Genomic DNA, 20,307 nt, shown 5'->3' on the forward strand with positions numbered 1-20,307 from the left:
GGCTCGCGGCTCGCGGCTCGCGGCTCGCGGCTCGCGGCTCGCGGCTCGCGGCTCGCGGCTCGCGGCTCGCGGCTCGCGGCTCGCGGCTCGCGGCTATGGTGCCTATACCGTATTTCAAGCTGGTTGGCAATCCTCGGGTGGTTCGAGACGGGTGGCCTCGTATACGGTAACGAACCACAGAGGCGGCTGTGTAGGCACGGGTAGCGGCTCCCGCTGCCGTGTGACCCCGGGTGATCATTTGAGTGCCGCGTGTTGTCTATGAGGTGCTAGGTTACGCCGATAGGGGAGTGGCGGGTGGCTTCCTGGGGACTCGGCCGCAGCCGCCTACGCCGTCGGGGCTCTCATCTCCGGTGCGGCAGAAAACCCTCGTTCAGTACAGGCTCGACCACAAGTGGGGAACGTGGCGCAAGCAGGGTCGCATTCGGCGGCAGGCCAGATGACCGGATACCTCTACCAGTGCGAACTGGCCCTGCTGGAACTCGCCGAGCGCAGCTGGGACGACATCACGGTCGAAGTCCGTATGGAAGTCCTCGATGACATCGAGTTCCTGTACGAGGAAACAGACGACCCGTTCGTGCTGCTGCAGTCCAAACACCGTGAGAACGCCGGGCGTTTGAGCGAGACCGGCAAGGACTTCTGGCGCTCGGTCGCCTCGTGGATCGACGCGCTGACCGCACTGGGACGCCTGTCCGCCGGGACGATGCCCCTGCTGCGGCTGGTCACGACCCAGGTGGCGGCCGAAGGCACCTTCCTCCACCAACTACGCCCGGGTACCGGCCGCTCCGTAGCCGACGCCCTGGCCGGCATGGAGCAGGTCGCCCGGGCCGCCGAACCCGACACCACCGCCAAGGACCGCAAGAAGTTCACCGACCTCACGCCGGCGCAGCGCTACCGGCTCGTCGCCGCCATCGAGATCAACGACGCGTCGCCGCTGATGTCAGACCTCGACTCTAGTCTGGCCCGGATACTGGGGATCAGGCCTGGCCAGCACGCCCGCGCCATCCTCGACTACATCAAGGGGTGGTGGTACGGCATGGCCGTGGAGTTGCTGGACAAAAACGGGACACGGGCCACGGTGACCGCCAAGGAACTGCAGTGTCTCCTGGACGAGACTTTTGACCGGTTCGCGGGAAAGAACCTGCCCGTCACCGAGACGCTGCGCCGCCTCACCGCCGCCGAGGTCGCCGCCTACAAAGACCACCTGGTTGTCGCGCAGATGCGGTGGATCGGCCTGAAGGACCGAGCAGTCGCCACCCACCTGCGGGACTACCACTACGCCCGCGCACAGCGTTCAGCATGGCTGCGCGACTTCACGATCACCGAGGAGGCGCTCGAAGACTACGAGCGCCTCCTGTGGGACGAGTGGGACCACGTCTTCACCCGCCACACCGACGCGATCGAGGACGACACCCCGTCCGCGGAGCGCAAGACTGTCGGTAAACGCGTCCTGGACGACACCATGGACAAGGCCGCCGGCATGCCCGCCCGCCCCGGCAGTACCACGGAGGGGTGGATCGGCCGCGGCACCATGCACAGCCTCGCCGACCGAGCACAGAGCGCCGATGACGACGAGTCCGTCGGCTGGCACCCCGACTATCCCGACCTGTGCCAGAACCACAACGAGCAGCCAGGCCAGTGACCATGACCAACCACCGTGTCCCCGAAGCACAGGCCCTGCTCAACACGGCCTTCGGCGCCTACCTCCTGGCCACCGGCGTCCACGCCGCCACGAAGAAGGCCGGCCGCCCTCTGCCCTGGCCCAGTGTCTTTCTGGTTCTGCCGTTCGTGCTGCCCACTGACACCCGCAAGGATCTGCCCACCCAGGCCGTCCACTCCATGTCCGCCTGGCTCACCGAACATCCCCAGCACCAGGCCGCGTTCGCACAGCGGTGCGCCGCGCTGACCGACTACACCCGCGCCAGCCTGCGCACCGCTGCCCGCCACCACGCCATCGAGGTCACCGCGACAGGACTGCGCTGCCCCCGCGCGCCGAAGGCCGCCTCGGCAGCCGCGAGCGAGGAAGTTGCGGACTGCGCCCGCCGCGCGGGCCTCGTCGGCCGCTGGCTCGCCGTCGTCGACCCCGCCCTGGCCTACAGCCTTCTGGGCGTCCGTCCCTGACCCCCCTCTCCACAAAGGAGCTTGCGAACCACCATGCAGCTACTCGCCCTGGCCCTCTACCACCGAGACGGCAGGCCCACCCCGAGGGTGGTGCGGTTTCGCCCCGGGGCGCTCAACATCCTCACTGGCGAGTCCGAGACCGGGAAGTCCGAGATCCTCGACATCGTCGACTACTGCCTGGGCCGCAGTACCCCCAACCTGCCCGACGAACCCATTGACCGGACCGTGGGCTGGTACGCGCTCCTGGTTGCCTTCCGCGACATCCGCATGCTCCTGGCCCGGCCCCGGCCCGCGGGTGCCTCGACCACCCAGGCCATGATCCGCACCGGCGGTGACACCCTCGACCTGCCCCGCGCCGACGAACTGACACCGAACTCGAACGTTGCCGCACTGCGCAGCCAGATCAGCGCCCGCCTGGGCATCGAGGACTTCCGTTTCCAGCCTCCGCCCGGCGCCGCGCGCGCGGCTTTCGACGTCTCCATCGCCCAAGCGGCACTGCTGTGCTTCCAGAACCAGAACGAGATCGCCGACAAGAAAGCCCTCTTCCACCGTCAGACAGAGAACGGCATCGCCCAGACCCTCAAGGACACGCTGCCCTACTTCCTCGGAGCCGCCGGCCCCGAACAGGCCCTGCGCCGCTACCACTTGAACGAGGCCCAACGTGCCCAGCGCGCTGCCCAGCGCAAGTTCGACGACGCCCAGCGCCACCGCGAGGCAGTGGACGCGAGCGGTGTTGCCCTGCTCCGTCTCGCCCAGAGCGAAGGGCTCCTGGAGGAGATCCCGACAGCCCCCGGCCCCGCAGAGATCCGCGCCCTGCTGGAGCAGGCGCTCACCATCACGGTGTCGACCGTGGGCCCGGTGGACCTTCGGGACCGGCGCCAGGGCCTGAGCGATGAGCGCCGGGAACTGCGTGAGAAGTTGCAGCAGCTCGACGAGGCACTCGCCTTGGTGGACCGCTGGCAAAAGCAGGGTGAGGCCTTCACCGGTGAACTCCACCTGCAGCTCGGCCGCCTCACATCGATCGGTCTCCTGGGCCCCGAACGTGACCACGACGCCGCCGTCTGCCCGATGTGCACGCGCCCGCTGGAGGAGCCGGACGCATCGGCCGCCGAGATCACCACGCTCACCGAGCAGCTCTCGGAAGAACTCGACCATGCCCAGACCATCCAGCCGATCCGCGACGAGCACCGCAGGTCCCTGCAGACCGAGCGGGCAACCGTTGTCGAACGCTTCCGGGTCAACGGGGCGCAGCTGAGAGAACTCGCCGCCAGCGACGAACGCATGCGCAGCCTCCAGGACCAGCACGTGCGTATCGCCCGGGTCCAGGGACGCATCGACCAGGCACTCACCGCCGGCACAGGATCACCCGCCGGTGACCTCGGCGAGCTGCGCAACGACCTGATCCTGGCCCAGGAGAACGTGTCCACCCTCCAGGTTCTGATCGACGAGGATGACGTCGTCGCCGAGACGGAACGGCGGCTCGCCGACATCGCCGTCAATATGACCGCCTGGGCCCGGCGTCTGAACCTTGGACAGGCCGCATTGGCGGACGAAGTCGCCATCAGCCTGAGCCAGCTCAACGTCGTCGTACGACGCCCCCAGGGACGTCTCCCGCTCAACCGCATCGGCAGCGCCAAGAACTGGATCGGCTACCACATGGTTGCCCACCTCGCCCTGCACACCTACTTCCGGCTCCACCACCGGCCCGTCCCCGGGTTCCTCATGCTTGACCAGCCGACTCAAGCCTTCTTCCCCGCGAAGATCAAAGACGCCACCACCGTCCAGGACGCCGACTGGGACACCGTCACGGCGTACTTCGAACTCCTCAGGGACGTGGCCGACCTCAACAAAGGCGCACTGCAGATCATCGTGTGCGACCACGCCAACCTCACGGAGGAACCCTGGTTCCAGGACGCCATCGTCGAAAACTGGCGACCGGACGACGGGCAGCGCAAGGCACTGATCCCGAACGACTGGCTCGGCTGACCTCCCTCCGGCGCTCAACCCCAGACCGCGCACCCCCATGGCCGCAGCGGACGGGGCGCTCCTCAGCCAGTACCAGCCGGACTCAAGGAGCCCAGGCTTCAAGGCCCCGCGCCAGCGGGGTCTTGAAGCACTGACGTTCTCCCTCCCGCCAGCGACGGTGCTCGAACCAGATCACGAACACTCCGACCCGCCACTGGCGAGACCGTAGGAGATACACACGTGTCCATCTGATCAGGACCACGGCTGATCGCGCCGAAGACCATACGACGGCGGGAGGGCAGGATACGCAGAACCTGCCTGCCGACGATGACCGGCCATCCATAGGGGAGAGGAAACCCTCAGCCCATGCACACCACGTAGCGCGGCCTGTCGTTATACCTCCTGTTGCAGTGCACAGCGAGAGTGCGGAGCGAGGTGGGACGTGACGTCGCCACGAGGCAGCGTTGCCGGGGCGGATCCATGGGCCGCATACGAGTGGGTGGTCTGGCAGGCCGAGGTGCTGGATCCCGAACAACGCATCAGCGAGCCCTACTTCGCGGCCGGCCTGCCGTTCCTGCTGGCCAAGGACAGCCGGGAAGCGATGGTCGACTTCGCCCACCGCCTGGGATGTATCTACGAAGGCTGCCGGGACGACGGCACCTTCGGCAGCGAGAATGACCCCTGCTACGCGTGGTGCTTCCGCGTACCACAGGCCCTGCACGCTCAACGCAACGCCCGCGGCTGGCCCTTGGCGATGGAGGAATGCCAGCAGCAACTCAACCGGCTGGTCGACGGCTATCCCTCGCTGGTCGCCGTCGACGCGCGCCGGACCAGGGCCCTCAAAACAGGGAAGCCACTGCCGTCACTGCCCTGATCACTGGCAGCGACGACGGCATTATGGGATACCACGGTCACCTTCTCGGCCGTGAACGGCCGAGCTTGTGCACTCGGTCGTTCACACCTTGTCGCGCTCCCGACTGTCCCCTACGACAGGACGGTCACGGGTCGGATCTCCCCACGGTCCGGCCTGTTCAGGCCGGTACAGGGACGGGTGTGGTGACGAACACCCACGCCGAGCGCGGGCGGTTGCGCACGTTGACCCCGGCGACGACGTCGGCGGGCCCAGCGAGGCCGCACCGACGACAGGAAAAATGGTCGCGGGTGGGCCGGTTGGCCCGCTCGGTGTGCCCGCAGCGCGGGCAGCGCTGCGAGGTGTGGGCCGCGTCCACTGCCAGGAACGGCACCCCGGCCCGGCGGGCCTTGTAGGCGAGGTGCTGTCCGAGCTGGTGGAACGGCCAGGAGGAGAGCGTGGCCCGCTGGTCGCGGCGTAGCCGTACCCGCTCGCGGATCCCGTCGAGCTGCTCGACGGCGATCCCGCGACCGGTGCGTTGCGCGACGGACACGATCTCCTTCGAGATTCGGTGGTTCACGTGGGTGGCATGGCGTTGTTCCTTCCGCGAGCGGTGGGCCAGGCGGCGGGTGGCCGAGCGGGTGCGTTTGGCTTGGAGTTCGGCGCGTTTTCGGGCCTGCCAACGCCGGTAGCGGTTCAGGCGGCGGCCCTGGTAGTTGGTGCCGTCACTGGTGGTGGCGAGGTTGGTGATGCCGCGGTCCACGCCGATCCAGTCGACCGGCTCGTACACTTCCGGATCGGGAAGGTCGCAGGTCGCGATCAAAAACCACTTCCCGCCCCGCCGGAGCAGGTCGGATTCGCCCTTGCGGTGCTCAGCCAGGGTCTTGAGCTGGTCTGGTGAGCCGGTGTAGCGGATGCCGCGCATCCGTCCGTCCACCGTCCAGATGGACACCGTGCGCGCGTCCGTCTGCCAGGACAGGCACCGGTCGTCGAATGGCTGCGCCGCCTCCGGCCGGAAGGTGACCGGCGAGCCGACGGCGCTGCGGTACCGCTTGGACCCCGGACCGCCCAGCCGCCCGGCTTGCAGACCGGCCAGGAGCGCGCCGTAGGCGTCGACGACCTTCTTCACCACCCGCACCGCGGGCTGCGCCGACAGCCCGAACGTGGCCTTGATGTCCGCGTAGACCAGCTTCTGCAGTCCGTTGCGATCCTTCACACCCGACTCGAACGCCACCTGCGAGACGTGGTCGGCGGCCCGGTTGCAGGCGCGCAGGGTCGCCTCCAGCGCCGCCGCCTGCTCCGGCGACGGCAACAGCTTCACCTCCACCACCAGCTTCACGACATCGGACCGTAGTACGACCACCACACACATGAACGCCTGCCGTCGGCAGATCGCCACCACCAGTGACCCCTCGGGCTGTTGTTCGCATTTCCCGGCTCCGCCGGCAGTCGTGCGGGCGCTCCGCGCCGGGCGTGGAACAGTTGCGGCGATGCTCCGCATCGCGATCACGGGAGGCGATTCCTCCCCGGCGTGAACGCCGGGGCATCCTCGCCAGAATCAGGTGACGGCCGAGGAGCGATCTGCTGAAAAGTGTCCCTGTCTGCCCCTCCCGGTCGCCTGCCTGATCTCGGAGGCCCCGGAGCCCTCCGGCGATACGGGCGGCTGCCGAGGCCGGCCCATCCGTCACGCGTCGGCTTTCCCTGTTGGACGGACGGCAGCGGGATGGCCCAGCAACTGCGGCAGCAGAGGACCATCGGGATCCAACATGGCGCGTACCTCTGGCAAGGGGAGCGCTTCCTGCCGCAGCACTTTGCCAGACAGCAGCAGTTGGACGGCGCAGTCGGCGTCGGGGGCCGGAAGCCAGGACGCCGCGGCCCGGATTCGGTCGGCGTCACCCGTGGGGACGGTCCGCGGGCTTCGCCCGAGGAGTGCTCGATAGAGACCGACGGCAGGTTTGAGCGGCGGCAGTCCGGCGGCCTGGACGCGTTCGGCCGCCAGCTGGGCGCATTCGAGCCCGTCGATGTCGAGGTCGGTGTACAGCATCAGATCGGTGACCGGATGATGGCGTTCGGCAAGGGTCTCCTGGCAGGTGGCAAGGGAGGAGATCAGCTGGTCGCCTCCGCCGTATGCCAGCCAGCCCACTTCCTGCGGTGCGGGCCAGGCGTTCAGAACGCGGCGCAGGCTGGTGAAGGCGGCACTGTTTTCGACGATCAGCATCCAGGGGGCAGGCCCGAGTTCGAACATGGCCAGCGGTGCGGGTGCGGGGAAGGCCCGCAGGTGCCCGGGAACGCTGAGCAGGCCGGCAGTCACCAGATGGTGGGTGCTGATCCGGGCAAGGTGTTTTTCGTCCCCGTACAGCTCGTAGGAGCGTTCCGCGAGGGGGACCGGTTCGGTATCCGGCCGGTCCCGCTGGAGGAGGTTGATGGGAGCGAGCAGGTTCTGATCGGCGTGGCTCATCGGCAGGCGGGCGGCGAAGGCCAGAGGCTGAGTCCATGCGCGGGGAGCCGGTCGTGCGGCCGGTGTGCGGCGGGGGGTGAGCCGTTCCACCCAGTGGGGGAGCGGCGGGTGGGCGCTGTGGTCCCACCCTTGATCGCCGGCCGGAAGCCGGACCGTGCCGTTGTCCTTGAGCTCCTGGGCTGCGTCGGCCAGAATACGGCGGCGCCGGGGGGAGGTGGGCAGACTGGAGTCGCCGTCATCGGCGGCCCTGGCCAGGATGGCGAATCTGATCCGCAGGCGGGTCTGTGTCTGCAGGAGGGCCGCCATGCGTTGCGCGGGTGTCACGACTGCTCCTCGCTGCCCGGAAGGTCCGGCTCGCTGCTCTGCTCGGGAATGCTCGGCGCACCGGGATCTCCTGTTGCTGTCTTCTCGGCGTCCGGGCGCCGCAGATGTGCGGAGGTGATGCCGCTGCCGTACGCGTGCTGCAGGCCGCGGCTGACGGCGTCGCCGTAGCGGCCTTCGATCTGCACGTACTGGGCGCGGGTGCGCGCATCGGTGCCGTTTCGCAGACGGATGATGAGGGGGAACCTCTCCAGGGCCGGCAGGTCGTTGGAGCCGGTGGTGTAGACGAGCTGGATGCCGTGCGCGCCCGCGACTCGGCGCTGCAGGCTGATGAAGGGCGCATAGTTCGCCTTGCCGAACGGGTTGTCCAGCACCAGAGTGCCCACGCCTCCGGACGTCCTGCGGCCCTGTTTGGCGGCCCGCAGCCGGGCCAGTGTGCAGTACAGCAGAACCGAGACGGTGAGCAGTTCCCCGCCGCTGAACTTCTTGATCTGGGTGACCGAATCATGCTGGACGACGTCGAGGGACTGAGTCGGCTTGATGATTTTTGCGACGACATTGCCTGTGCCGCCCAGAGCGGCCAGCACCAGTTTCTTCACCAAGTCCATCGCGGCGGGCAAGGCACTGGCCTTGCCCGTGGAGGGGCGTGACGTCACGGTGGCGATCATCCGGTCGACTTCGACTGACACGCGCCGGGAGAGGACTTCGTCGTCGGGCATATGGCGGATCTCCAGGCTCAGGAACGGCTTGCCCGACCAACTGCCCAGACCCTGTGGCAGCCTGGAGTGCTGGGCCACTTCCTGCAGGTCGTCCAGGACCGTTTTGACCAGCTCCCCACAAGCCTGCACCACCATCAGATGATCGTCGGCGAGTCCGGCCAGCTCGTCGGCGACGACTTTCTCCCGCAGATCGAGGTCGTCGATCAGCTCGGCCAGACGCACTGGGTGACCGAGATCGGTCAGGAGCCGTTCCCGTAGCTGGCCGTCGACGACATTCGCGTAGGCATCGTCCTGGGCAAGGAGTTGCACCCTGCGCAGAGACTTCTCCAGTTTCCGACGCGCCGCCTCCCGGACTTCAGCGGCCCTCTCGACGGCGTTGACCACGGACTGCTCCATGATGTCGGCCTGTTCGGGTGACAGGGTGGCCAGCTCGCTGCTGCCGACCGACAGCAGCTCGAGCAGCGCAGCGTCAAGCCGAGCCGCCTCGGCGGCGTTCAGCGGCCCGTCGGGCGTGGCGATGCCGCAGCGCTGTCCCGCCGCGGTCACGGCGCGGGCGCAGCGGCCGACCGCATGGGCCGCGTTGCGGACCCTCTCTGTCGCCGTCTGCAGCTCGGATGCCTTCAGTCGGCGGGCGTGCACCTCCTCGCGCGCATGCAGAGCACTCTCCTGTGCTGCTTTCAGCGCGGCACGGGTCTCGGCGGAACAGGCAAACGGACCGCCGGACTCATCGGGCCCGTCCCAGGGGGGATCGAGCCGTTCCACGGCCGATCGCGCCTCTTCCCGCGCGCTGCAGGCCTGGCTCTTCTTGTGCTTGGCGACGCCGACCAGTTCAACTGCGCTGCGCTGGAAGGCTTCGGCCCCCACCTGGGCCCTGGCGCGCTCATCGGCATCGCCGGCGCGCGAAGAATGGGCGAGTTCTGCGGCCTCGTCGCGTACCTCAGGGCTGGCGTCGGCCAGGGAAGCGACCAGAACCGTGATGCGTGCGGTGCACGACTGGGCACGCACGCGCAGTTCGTCGTCTCCGATCTCGTCCTGCCAGTCACGGCGGGCCTGATCGAAGCGCTCACGCAGGGTCTCCAAGGGGGTGGCCGAGAGGGCCGCCGCGCTCAGGCTGTGCCCGCACGTCTCAGGGACGGTGGCTGCGAGTTGCTGGGCCTGCTCCCGGCAGCGCCGCAGACGGTCCCGGTAGCGGCGATGCCGATCACGTCCCTCTTGTTCCCTGGCTGTTGCCGCCTGGTACTCCTGTGTGTGCCGGAGTACCGCGGCCTGCTGTTGTGCGAGATGCTCCTGCGCCTGCTGCGCGTCCCTCCGGCAGGCGGGCATCTGTTCCGTGTGCTCTTCGGCCAGCTGCCGTACGGTGGGCAGCCGCGAGGCCAGCTCGGCCAGCTCGGTCGCCAGATTCTCGCTCTGCGCCTGCGCGGTGTCGGCCGCACCGTTTGTGGCAGAGACCTGCTCCGCCAGCAGCTGCTCCCGGTCGTGCAGGGCGTTGACCTGTTCCTCCAGGCGGGCGACGCGGTCCTCGAGGGCGGTGCGGGCCCGTCCACCGAAGACGTCCATATGAGTTTGCAGCCGCTGTGCCAGCGCCGCATCCGTTTCCCGCTGCCGCACCAGGCCCGCCTTGCGCCGGTCCAGACCTGCCAGCCGGTGCCGCACCCGCTCCTGTTCTCGCTCAGCGGCGGCCGGTTCCAGCACCGCCGGGTGAACGGGCAGGACCAGCGCATCGCAGCTACCACCCGAACCGACCGCCTGCCGTGCCTGTTCGTCGAGGCTGACCGTGATGACGGCCGTACTCACCCCCGCCCGTCGGACCCGCGCTGCCAGATCCCCGTCGGGGACCGGGCCGCATACGACCACGCCGCCGATCAGATGCGGTACGGCAGCGATGATCTCCTCGTGCCGGTGCGTGGGGAAGGCCTCACGCAGGAACTGCAGCCCCGGCACGGCCGGCACATCTTGCTCCTGCAGGTGCTTCACCGCGCGCTCCACCTCCACCGGAGGCGGCAGAAAACCCTGGCGGTCCAGGGCATTTGCCGCCCGCTGGTCCTCCGCCGCGTCCTGCAGTTCCTTCTGCAGCTGCGCATCGGCCTGCCGTCCCTCGGCGGCCAGCAGGTCCAGTAGGTCCTGTGCTACCCGGTCCAGGTCCAGCTCGGTGTCGTCCGCGGCGCACGCCAGCTCCAGCAGACGCTGTTCACCCGCGAGTTCGCGGCGCTCGGCCTGCAGCAAACCCAGCCGCTCCCACTCCGCGCTGTGCTGTTCCCGGGCCGCGGCAAGCCGTGTGGCGTTGGCCAGTTGCTGCTTCGCAAAGACCGACAACTGAGTGGCCGCTTCGGCCTGCCGGAGGCGGCACCGGGCCAGCCGCTCCTCGGTCGTGGCACGCTCGGCCTCCCAGCGGCGCAGGGCATCGCCCGGCTCCTCCAACAGGCCGATGAGTCCACCCTCCCGGGCCGTCGCGAGACGGTTCTCGGCTGCGGACAGCATCTGTGCTGTCTGGTGCAGGCGGCCCTTGGCCTGTCCGATCGCCTCCATGGCGCGGGTACGGTCGGCTTCCGCCGCAGCCGCTTGTTCAGTGGCCGCCTGGCAGTCCTCCTTGGCTTCGGCGGCGGCGCGCGCCACCTCTTCGACCGTGTCGGACAGTTTGTCCCGCAGGGCCGCGCCAGCGGTCTCCATCGTCCGTCGCAGCGGCGCCTGCCGCGTGTCCTGCCGCTCCAGTCGGTCCCGTAGCTCCTGGACCGCCTGCCGTTGTGCCTCAAGTTCGAGGAAGGGAGTCACCAGACCCCAGGCCTGGCAGGTCGCGGTCGCGTCGGCTTCCTTCTGCTCGCAGAGCAGAAGCTCCTCGTCCGCCTCGACGACCGCCCAGTGCGCCGCCTGGTGCGTGAGCACGGTCAGCTGCCGCTCCCGCTGTGCGGTGCGCTTCTCGGCCTCCTGGGTCTGCATGTCCGCGTCCTGGGCCTGCTGCGAGACTTCTGCGGCCGCGCGGTCCAGCACGATGGCCCGCTGGGAAAGACGTTCCGCGGCATGCCGGGCGACGGCCACCTGTCGGCCGAGTTCGTCCTCCAGGGCGGCAGCTGTGTCACTGGCCTCCTGCACCGGCTTCAGCGCCAGCGCCGCCGTGGCGAGGAATTGCGCTTCCGTTTCCCGGCTGGGGCGTTCGGCCAGCTTGTCGGCTTGTTCCTCCAACGACGCGCGCACCAGGCCGGGTTCGCGTGGGTCGCAGACGAGATCGATGAGGAAGTTGATGAAGTCCTCGCAGGTGGAGAACTGGAACAGGTCAGTGATGCCGCCTTCCTCACGGTTCATGTTCCGCTGGATGCGCAGCACGCCTGGGTCGAGCCTGAGATCGGTCAGTAGTCTCTCCCAGTCGGTCTGATCCTTGGCAACGTGCAGATGTAGGCCGTGCTGTGCCTTGTGCGCTGTGGCCAGGGCCGTGAGGTAGGCGTCCTGGGTCAGTTGGCCTCCTTCGGTGCGGATGGGCAGAGACTCCAGATCAAGCACACCCGGCAGTGGACGCAAGCAGTACCAGCGGCGCACCAGCTGTTCCCAGTTGACTGCCGGGTCGGCGGGACGGTGCCCGTCCTTCCACTGGTACACCCCGCCGGTGATCAGTGCCGGGCCTCCCCGCGGCAGTGAGGTGTTCTCCCACTCGGCAATGACGTGGGAGGTCTTGGCACCGGGGACGTAGTCGGCCAGGGATTTGTCTTTCTTGTGACCGATGAAGTCGATCTTGGCCGGCAGGAAGAGGCTGAAGAACAGAGACAGCAGACTCGACTTGCCTCCGCCGTTGCGCAGCCAAAGGATCACGTCCACAGCCGACATCGCAGTGCCGTCGATACGGCTCACGCCGCCGGTCAGGTCCAGGGTCAGCGACTTGAAGCCGGCAGCGGCATGGCCGATGTTCTCCAGTCGCAGGCGGCGCAGACGGTACATGTCACATCTCCTCGGTGTCGGTGTCGGCGGTCTGGGCACGCCGGATGTCGCGCAGTGTTTCGAAGGCAGGCAGGGCCGCCGCCTCACGGACCTGCAGCCGGAACCGGTGCAGCAACCGGTAGTGGCCGGGCCCGAACTCCGGTGCCGGCAGGGCCATGCCCTGGTGCACGAGCCACTCCAGGACCTCCCGGATGACGTTCTTCGTGCTGACCTGCGTCACCCCCCGGCCACCCGCGGTCGGCTTGCCGCTCGGGCGCCTGGCGTACAGCCGCCACACGGCATCAACGGCAGCGTCCGGGACCGGCAGCCCGTCCTCGCCCTGCGATGCCTCACGCAGCTGTTCGACCAGATGACGCAGGAAGTCGTCCACCTCGGCGACGCCGATCCGCTTGACCGACTCGTCGTCCAGATCGTGCTCAGTCGGATACACCCGCGCTGCGATGGCGACATGCACCAGACCTGCCACCAGGCGCTGCTGCGCGGTCCGCCGCACATCGTCCTTGATCCGGTAGGTGAACAGGCCGCCGTCCGCGGCATGCAGCACCAGCCCCTCCTGGGGATGCGCGGCGATCACTTCCACACCGAGGCCCTGGGCGATCGCGTCGACCCGCTCACGGAAGGCGCCCTCCATCCGGTACCGGTGCAGCAGGTCCCGGTACCGTGCGTCCGCGAGCGGACGCTGCCGCGGCCGGCACCCGTAGCGCACCAGCTCGGCCGCGTCCTGAAGCCCTGAGGCTGTGCTGCTCATGCCGCCCTACCTTCTTGAGTGCGTCCCGTGAGCTCGGCCGCCATCCCCGGGACAGGCACGACGAGCAGGTCGTTGCCGCCGTGGGCGCCGTCATCGAAGACCTGGCCGTCGTCCACCACCACCAGCCGCTCTCCCAGCAGGTCGGACGGGCCGTGCACCGTGCCCTCGTCGTCTTCGGGGTCCGGGGCGAAGGCCTCCAGGACAGACAGCGCGACAACCTCGGCCACCGACGGCCCCAACCGCCGTGCATCGGCCAGTAGTTGCGACAGTCGCACCGGACCGGCCAGAGCTCCCGCGAGCACACTGCGGGCCTGTTCGTAGTCGCGGTCGCCGTGGGCCAAGGCGCTTTCGAAGAGATCGGCATCAGTGAGGTCGATCGTCTCCTCGTCGTCGAAGGTGCCGCCGCTCTCTCTTACCGGGGACAGCAGCAATTGCCACCAGTCACGCAGCCGCGGCAGACGCGTCACCACCGGTCCGCACAGCGCGTCGGTGAACAACTCGGTCACCCGGCCTGCTTCCTCGGCCCCCAACTCCAGCAGCGGCAGGAGCACGTCGCGCTGCACCGAGACCATGGCCAGGTCCGGCATGGGCCGAAAACGCTGCCGGGCCTGAGCCCGAAGGAATGCCGCACGCGCTCCGAGCACCTCCGTGAGCAACTGCGTGTGACGGTGACGTGCCCGCTGCAGCAGATCGAGGATGCGCGCGCAGGTCAGCAGCACATCGCTGTCCTCGATCCCGTTGCGTGCCTGCCGCATCAGCCCGATCAGCCCCGTCTCGGACCGCCGCCGGTCGATGAGATGGCCGCGGGAGGCGTTGAGCAGGTCGGGCACCTGCCTCCTCCAGTCCACGGCCCGCACATCGCGTTCGGTCTCCCGCAGAACGGAGCGGATCTGCTCGGCATACGCCAGCGACAGTCGCAGGCTCTCCCCGGCGCTTTCCTCCGCCCTGCCCCACCGGCCCGACCGCACCTGACGGCGCAGAATCTCATCCTGCGCGGCCTGCTGGTCCTCCACATCGAAATCCATCCCCGCCAGCAGCAGGTTGATCGCCGGGACGCTCGCCCGCAGCACCGCCTGCCCGTTCAGCCCGATCTCCTCCGTCAGCAGCCGCACCCCCAGCTCCTGCTGGCGGTGCCCGTCCCGGTAGTCGCTGTAGGGGACGGCGAATTCCACCCCGCCCTCCTGGTCATTGAGCAGCTCCCGCAGCACGAACCGGGCAACTGCCATGTGCTCGCTGTGATCACGGCACGGGGCGGCCTCGCGCGCCAGCTCCACCAGGAAGTCCACGACCATTTCGGTTGTCGCCTCCCGGTCCAGTCCCTGGTGATGCATCACCGCTTCCAGCGCCGCGAGCGCCAATGTCCGCGGGTCGTACACCCCGGCAGGGAACTGCTGCCATACCTGCCTCAGGTCAAGACGGTGGAGCGGACTCGAACGGGCCAGAACGGTGCTGCGCCGCACGAAGCCCGGATCCGTCACGAGAGACCGCCACCCGCTGTCGGCTGCGCGTTCTGGGGCAGCGGCCAGCAGTCGGCGCTCCTCGCTGTCGAGAAGCGCGTCCACGTCGGGAAAACCGTCGTGTAACGAGGGGGAGGGCCGCCGGGGAGAAGAATTACGTCTACTTGTCATGGCAAGAGCGCAGCATCCCGCTCTGACAATCGGAGGCGAAAACAGCAAAAGCCTCACTCTTTAGAGTGGCCGCCGTATGGGTGAACATCGATGAGATGCAACGCTCTCACCAGCAGAGATGTTCAGGCCTGTAGATTTTCCGGCTCTGAAGGGAGCGCCCAGCACGGCAGCGTGTCCAGCCCCAGCTTCGTACCCCTCCCGGACGGCTGAGCGCCCTCGATAATTTGCCTGCGGGCGCGAACGAATGCCGCTCCGCTGGAGCCGTGCACGCCCAGAAACGGCCCGGACCACGGCGATCTCCTGCCGGGCGTCCGGGCCGTCTGCCCTTCCGGCGCATGCACCGTGCCTTTCACTCAATCGCTGCAGTAGACGGTGAAATCCCCCGCGGTGACTTGCTGCACGTACTTCTCCGCTCCGGCCAGGAGATACAACTGCCGGTCGGTTGCGGAGCCTGCCTGCAAGCCGGGCTGGGCAATGACGGTGTGGAAGCGGGGAAACAGCAGCCGCGCCCGTTCCATGATGGCGAGCAGGTCCTCGTGTCCGCCGACGTCATAGGGGGAGGATCCGGGATTCCGGCGGACGTAGTGGACGGCACGGGCCCGCAGGTGCTCCAGGAGGCTCTCCACTTTGCGGCGCCACTTTGCGCTGCCCATGGCCTGGCCGCAGACCTCATAGAGGTCTTCCACCCGTGTGCCGGGTCTCTCCTTGGAGTACTTGCAGTGCACCAGCGTCACGTCCAGGTACTCGCCGTCGATCCGGAGACCGACCAGGTCGGCGGCCTCGCCGGAGCGGTCGTCGTCGATCAGGACGTCGAAGGAGGCAGTGGCCTGCAGATGGGCGGAGATGCGGTGCTGGATGGAATGGGGGCGCCGCTGCGGCCGTTGCGATTCCACCGTGAGGTCAACCCCGGACCAGTCCAGCGGTGTCAGCAGTGCGGTGTCGAAGGGGCGGCGGTCATAGCGGGGCGTGATGAGTTTGCTGTCGTCGTCGATGAGGTGATCGCCTTCGAGGAACAGGTCGGGCTTGTTGGCGTTCAGCCACTCCTCCAGGGTCTCGGTCAGAGCGGCGCGTCCGTTGCCGCTGATGACGGTGGCGTCCCGGCCGCGAGGGTGGTAAGTCAGGCCTTTGACGCTGACCTCTGCCCGGTAGGGAACCCTCCAGACGTCCGTCACGAGCGAGAACAGAAATGGGCCGGTGCAGCTGTAGTCGTCCACCTCGAAGCTGACATCGGTCAGTGCATAGCGCTGGCCGTCGAGCAGGATGGTGAGGCGGTTTCGGCTGGCGGCGTACACGGTCCAAGGCCACTGCACGCCGAGGAGTACGAGTTCTGGCCGCTCGGTGAGGTCCTGCGGGATGATGAACCCCTTGAAGACTTTCTGCAGGTCGATGCTGTCGTCCAGGATCTTCGAGCCCTGCATGTCGCACCAGTCCATCCATGCTTTGAGGCTGGAGGCCGTGGCGGGTGACCAGAACCGTCCCAAGGCCGCGGCACTGATGGAGACACTGTCTCCGTTGTCCAGGCCGGACGCGGTGATGTGCGTCTTGGTTTTGTGCTCCTGGGCGCTGCCGAATCCCTGGGACACGTCGCTTCCGGCATGCATGGAGAACCGGGTGAAGTGATCACGGGCGTCCCTGAGGCCGACGTTGGTCGGGATCAGCCGGTCCAGGCCTGCCAGCACCTGGTACGGGCGGGCCCCGTTGATCAGCTCGCATTCTGTGCCGAGGACGGCCTCGGCAAGCTCTCTGTAGGTACTGGAATTCTCCGACCCGTGCAGGTACAGAAGGCGCTTTTCCTTATCGAAGTAGAGAATGAACAGCTCGTTCAGTACGTCTTGGAGCGCAGACGGCGTCAGCCAGCGCACGACGGTGCGGTGCTCGACGATGAACCAGGCGATCTGGTCGTCGTGCCCGATGGAGATCGTCTGGCCCCGGACGCGGCTGTTTCCTGTGAACAGGTTCAGAGCGGCTTCGGGTGTCCACTGGACGCAGGGAGTCCGGTAGGCCACGGCGCTCAGCTTCGGCTCAAGGGTGGTGACGTCCGTGTCGTCGGGCCCGCCGTGAAACGACGCGTCGAACTCGTTGACGGACTCGGCGGCTGAGGTCGCACGGTCGGTGAGGTCACGCAGCAGGTGGTTCCAGTCGGCGTCTTCCCGGAGCAGCTGGCGCAGTGGGGAGGTACCGGTACGAGGTTCGTGTGCGACCAGGATGGTGGCCTCGCCCAGCCCGCTTGCGGCGCGGGTGAAGCGCCCGATGAACTGGATCATCGGGCTGAGGCTCTTACGCGCCGTGTGCATGGCGGCGATCTTCAGGGCCGGCTCGTCGAATCCTTCACCGAGTATGTCGACGCAGACGATGATGCGGCATTGGCGTTCCTTCAGTATCGCCATAACTGCCCTGCGGCGGGTGACGCCGATGCCCTGGTGCACCACGGAGGGGGTGAATTCGGGCGCCAGACGCTCGTAGAGAGCGGCGATTTCTTCGGCCTTGGGGATGTTCTCGGCACGCGCCATCAGGAGGTGGTCGTGACCGGCCGCCAGGTCGGAGCGCAGTTGTTCGACCGCAAGGTGCGCAAGCTTTGCGTCGAGATCGTGCATGCCGGTCACGGCGCGGTAGTTGATGCGCTGGAAGTAGCCGTCACGCTGTGCCTCCCTCAGCGGGAAGCGGAAGACGATGCGGCCGGGCAGACTGCGACGGTCCTCCCGAAACGGGGTGGCGGTGAACAGCAGGACAGGACGGTCACAGAAGGCGCTGATGATGTCTGCCCACGTCCGTGCCGGTGCGTGATGGGCCTCGTCGACGATCAAATGAGTGAACGACTCCAGCAAGGCGTCCCGTACCTCCGGGAGGCTTCTGCTCAGGATCTGCGGAGTGGCCACGACCACGTTGCAAGCTTGCACGAACCGGGTCGCCTCAGCAGAATCTTTGAAGCCGTGCTCAAGACGGCCCACGGTGGGCCGCAGTGCATCGGGGGCGACGATTTGCTCCCGCTGCAGGATGCCCAGCGTCTCGAACTTTCCCGCGACCTGGTCGCGTAGCACGGCGCTGGGGACCAGCACCAGCAGTCGTCGCATCGATGCGGCGACCAGCAGGGCCAGCATGGTTTCGGTCTTGCCGGTGCCGGTGGGCATGACCACGATGCCTGGGCCGCCCACCCCGGAGGCCCAGTGCGCCATCACCGCGTGCAGGGCTCCGATCTGCGGTCGGCGTAGGCTGTGTGGTTCTTCATGGGGGCGGAACTCAATGGCACCGCGGTAGGACTTCACAACCGTCGTCGGGCAATGTGCGTTCCGGCTGCCGGACCAGGTGACCGTGCCGTCGGCGCGGTCTGGGAGCACGGCTGTGAGAGTGCTTCCTTCCTGCGATGCGTGGCCCGCGAGCCAATTGCCGTAAACGCCTCTCGCTCGCAGGACGCCGTGTTCCTGTGTGATCTCCAGATCCCCGCCCGGCACCAGCAGTTGACGGACCTCGTTGTTCGCGAACCTCGTACTCTCAGCCCAGACGGGCTTCGTGCTCACGTACATGCGCAGTGCTTTCAGCAGTGATTGGCGTATCCCGTGGTGTTCTGCGGCCCCGGAAAGAAGACCGGGAACCGAGAACGAGACCATGTGGCGAAACAGGCGCTGACCACTGCACACCGCCTACGTACCGAAGGAGGCACAAACGCGCCGTGTCGTTAGAGACAGTCACCAGCTTGGCGTCGTCCTGGGTGGCTAGATGCACCACGCTGGACAGGCCGTCAGGCGGAATCTGGGCCGGGGCCGTCGGCATCGGTGTTCAGGGCCTTGTCGACGAACTCGCGTACCAGCTGCCTGACGTGTGCGGCCAGCACGACCTGTTCCCACTGGGGTGCAAATGCGCGCTGCCAGCAGCGCATCCGGAAGCAGATCGATCCGTCCTCCTCTACTGAACCCCACGCGGAGTGGGGCTGCTTCGGGTACGGGCCGTGAGGGTCGGGCACGAACGTCTGCAGCACGATGTCGGGCTGGTGGCGCGGCGGCCCGGTCCTGGCGCGGCGGCAGCCTTTGCACTGCGGGAGGTGGCTGACCGCGCTTGGCCGGTAGATGAACCGGTGGCCGCCGCCTTCGTAGGTGTTGCAGCTGGCGCACACACGGGCCGCGCACGAATCCGTGTGTGTGGCAGTGGTCCCAGTACACCGCCTGCCGCGGACCGGGACACATCCGGCACAAGAACGCCTCCGGCTGCGAGTTCTTCAGCAGCGACGCATACAGCCGACCGTGCAGGTGGTCCTTGTAGGGACGGGCGACGGAGGCGGCGCACGTGGGGCACAGGGGGTGTGTAGCCGCTGTTGCTGGACGTGCGCCACTTCCAGACGTCTCCGGTGGCGGCCGAGGACGACATGCCCGGCGTCCCGCTACAGCCCGGAGTTGATGGCTTCGTCGATGAACCGGCGTACGAGAAGCTTCACTTCGTCCGATGGGACGGTGACGGACCATGAAAGCTCCGGCTGATGCTGATAGCACTGGAACCGGGCCACGACCGATCCGTCGTCCTCGACGTAGAACCACCTCCAGGACAGCTCGTGCGTGCATGCCGCGTGTGGTTCGAATACGGCAAGGCAGCGGACGATGTCGGCGTGGTGCTGAAGGGGGAGGGTCCGCTGAGCGCGGCAGTCCGTGCACTGTAGAAGGTGCTCGACCGCTCCGGGACGGTCGATGAACCCCCGAGTGCCCTCGGAGTTGTTGCACTTCACGCACAACGGCCCGCGGAACAGATCGTGGGAATGGCAGTGGTCCCAGTACAGGGCCCGCCGAGGCTCAGGACACATCCGGCACAGGAAAACCTCGGCGGGAGAGCGTTTGGCGAATCCCTTCGTGTACTGGCGGCCTCGCAGATGGCCGGTGTAGGGCCGGGAGGCTCGGGCAGCACACGACGGGCACAGGACGACGAATCCTGAGGCGCTGGAGGAACGCCACTGCTTGCGGCCGGCCGGCGTTCCGCAGCCGCTGCACACATCGTCCTGCGCTGCGAGGCTGGCTTCGACCTCCTCAGCCCGGTCCAGCACAGCAGCATAGGCGCGAGGAACCAGCCACTCCTTCCCCGACCAGACCATCAGCGGCAGCGGCCGGGTGCTCGCGATGGTCCGCCGCGTGAAAGCTTCGGGCAGCTGCTGCCCGGTGAAATTCTTGGGTAGGACACCGGGGCCCTGCTTCTGAGGAAGCTCGGACTCATCGGTGGCCTGAGAGATCCACTGCCAGACGCGAGAGCGCCAGGTGTGTGGCTCGCTGCCCTCCAGGCCGGCGTCGACCAGGTCGCCGGGGTCGATCCCGAGTCCGGCGAGCCGCTTGCCGGACTTCTGGATGTCCCGGTCGAGGAAGCGCCATTGCTGCCGGTACTTGTAGCCGGGCACGGCCATATCACCGATGAGCACGTGGCTGGCAGCGGCGAACGTGTAGCGGTTCACATGATCCAGATACGCGGGGACTGTCGTGTGATGGGTGAGGTCGCCAAGCCTTTGGTGTGCTGCCTGGAGTGAGAGCCACATGAGGCACAGCTCCTTGAGATCGCTGATAGAGACAACGGACGAGTCACTGAGCAGGCCGACAGGCGGCACTGCC

12 protein-coding genes are annotated in these 20,307 nt (G+C 67.7%); 4 read left to right on the top strand and 8 right to left on the bottom strand.

Features of this window, described 5'->3' with window-relative positions:
- The first annotated feature begins 436 nt into the window (after nucleotides 1-436).
- The 4 genes from M2271_RS40795 (at nucleotide 437) to M2271_RS40810 (ending at nucleotide 4,957) form a co-directional block, all read left to right on the top strand.
- Nucleotides 437-1,639 carry an ABC-three component system protein gene (locus tag M2271_RS40795; protein ID WP_280892530.1) on the top strand — a complete coding sequence of 401 codons (1,203 nt, stop codon included), beginning with the start codon at nucleotides 437-439 and terminating at the stop codon, nucleotides 1,637-1,639.
- A 2-nt stretch (nucleotides 1,640-1,641) separates the two neighbouring features.
- Nucleotides 1,642-2,118, top strand: coding sequence for a three component ABC system middle component (locus tag M2271_RS40800; RefSeq protein WP_280892531.1), 477 nt, complete (start codon nucleotides 1,642-1,644; stop codon nucleotides 2,116-2,118).
- A gap of 33 nt (nucleotides 2,119-2,151) precedes the next feature.
- Entirely contained in the window at nucleotides 2,152-4,104 is a 1,953-nt protein-coding gene (locus tag M2271_RS40805) for a DUF3732 domain-containing protein (RefSeq protein ID WP_280892532.1), read from the top strand.
- A gap of 421 nt (nucleotides 4,105-4,525) precedes the next feature.
- Nucleotides 4,526-4,957, top strand: coding sequence for a hypothetical protein (locus tag M2271_RS40810; RefSeq protein ID WP_280892533.1), 432 nt, complete (start codon nucleotides 4,526-4,528; stop codon nucleotides 4,955-4,957).
- Between the two features lie 157 nt (nucleotides 4,958-5,114).
- Here M2271_RS40810 and M2271_RS40815 read toward each other — a convergent pair whose 3' ends face one another.
- The 8 genes from M2271_RS40815 to M2271_RS40850 form a co-directional block, all read right to left on the bottom strand.
- A complete protein-coding gene (locus M2271_RS40815; RefSeq protein WP_280892534.1) occupies nucleotides 5,115-6,335 on the bottom strand; it encodes a transposase in 1,221 nt (406 codons plus the stop codon).
- Nucleotides 6,336-6,617: 282 nt separating this feature from the next.
- The gene (locus tag M2271_RS40820; protein ID WP_280892535.1) at nucleotides 6,618-7,715 is read right to left on the bottom strand and encodes a hypothetical protein; all 1,098 of its coding nucleotides are present in this window, start codon (nucleotides 7,713-7,715) and stop codon (nucleotides 6,618-6,620) included.
- The gene (locus M2271_RS40825; RefSeq protein WP_280892536.1) at nucleotides 7,712-12,355 is read right to left on the bottom strand and encodes a hypothetical protein; all 4,644 of its coding nucleotides are present in this window, start codon (nucleotides 12,353-12,355) and stop codon (nucleotides 7,712-7,714) included. The genes M2271_RS40820 and M2271_RS40825 overlap by 4 nt, the downstream gene beginning before the upstream one ends.
- A 1-nt stretch (nucleotide 12,356) precedes the next feature.
- Nucleotides 12,357-13,103, bottom strand: a complete 747-nt coding sequence (locus M2271_RS40830) for a hypothetical protein (protein ID WP_280892537.1) — start codon at nucleotides 13,101-13,103, stop codon at nucleotides 12,357-12,359.
- Nucleotides 13,100-14,461 (bottom strand): hypothetical protein, encoded by a 1,362-nt coding sequence (locus tag M2271_RS40835; protein ID WP_280892538.1) that lies wholly within the window; start codon nucleotides 14,459-14,461, stop codon nucleotides 13,100-13,102. Before M2271_RS40835 ends, M2271_RS40830 begins: the two co-directional genes overlap by 4 nt.
- Before the next feature lie 623 nt (nucleotides 14,462-15,084).
- Entirely contained in the window at nucleotides 15,085-18,066 is a 2,982-nt protein-coding gene (locus M2271_RS40840) for a DEAD/DEAH box helicase family protein (RefSeq protein WP_280892539.1), read from the bottom strand.
- A gap of 401 nt (nucleotides 18,067-18,467) precedes the next feature.
- Nucleotides 18,468-18,704, bottom strand: a complete 237-nt coding sequence (locus tag M2271_RS40845; RefSeq protein WP_280892540.1) for a hypothetical protein — start codon at nucleotides 18,702-18,704, stop codon at nucleotides 18,468-18,470.
- Between the two features lie 399 nt (nucleotides 18,705-19,103).
- Complete coding sequence (locus M2271_RS40850) at nucleotides 19,104-20,234, bottom strand: endonuclease domain-containing protein (RefSeq protein ID WP_280892541.1); 1,131 nt, start codon at nucleotides 20,232-20,234, stop codon at nucleotides 19,104-19,106.
- Nucleotides 20,235-20,307: the final 73 nt, after the last annotated feature.

Origin of the sequence: Streptomyces sp. LBL (genome assembly GCF_029893585.1) — a bacterium.
Lineage (GTDB): Bacteria > Actinomycetota > Actinomycetes > Streptomycetales > Streptomycetaceae > Streptomyces.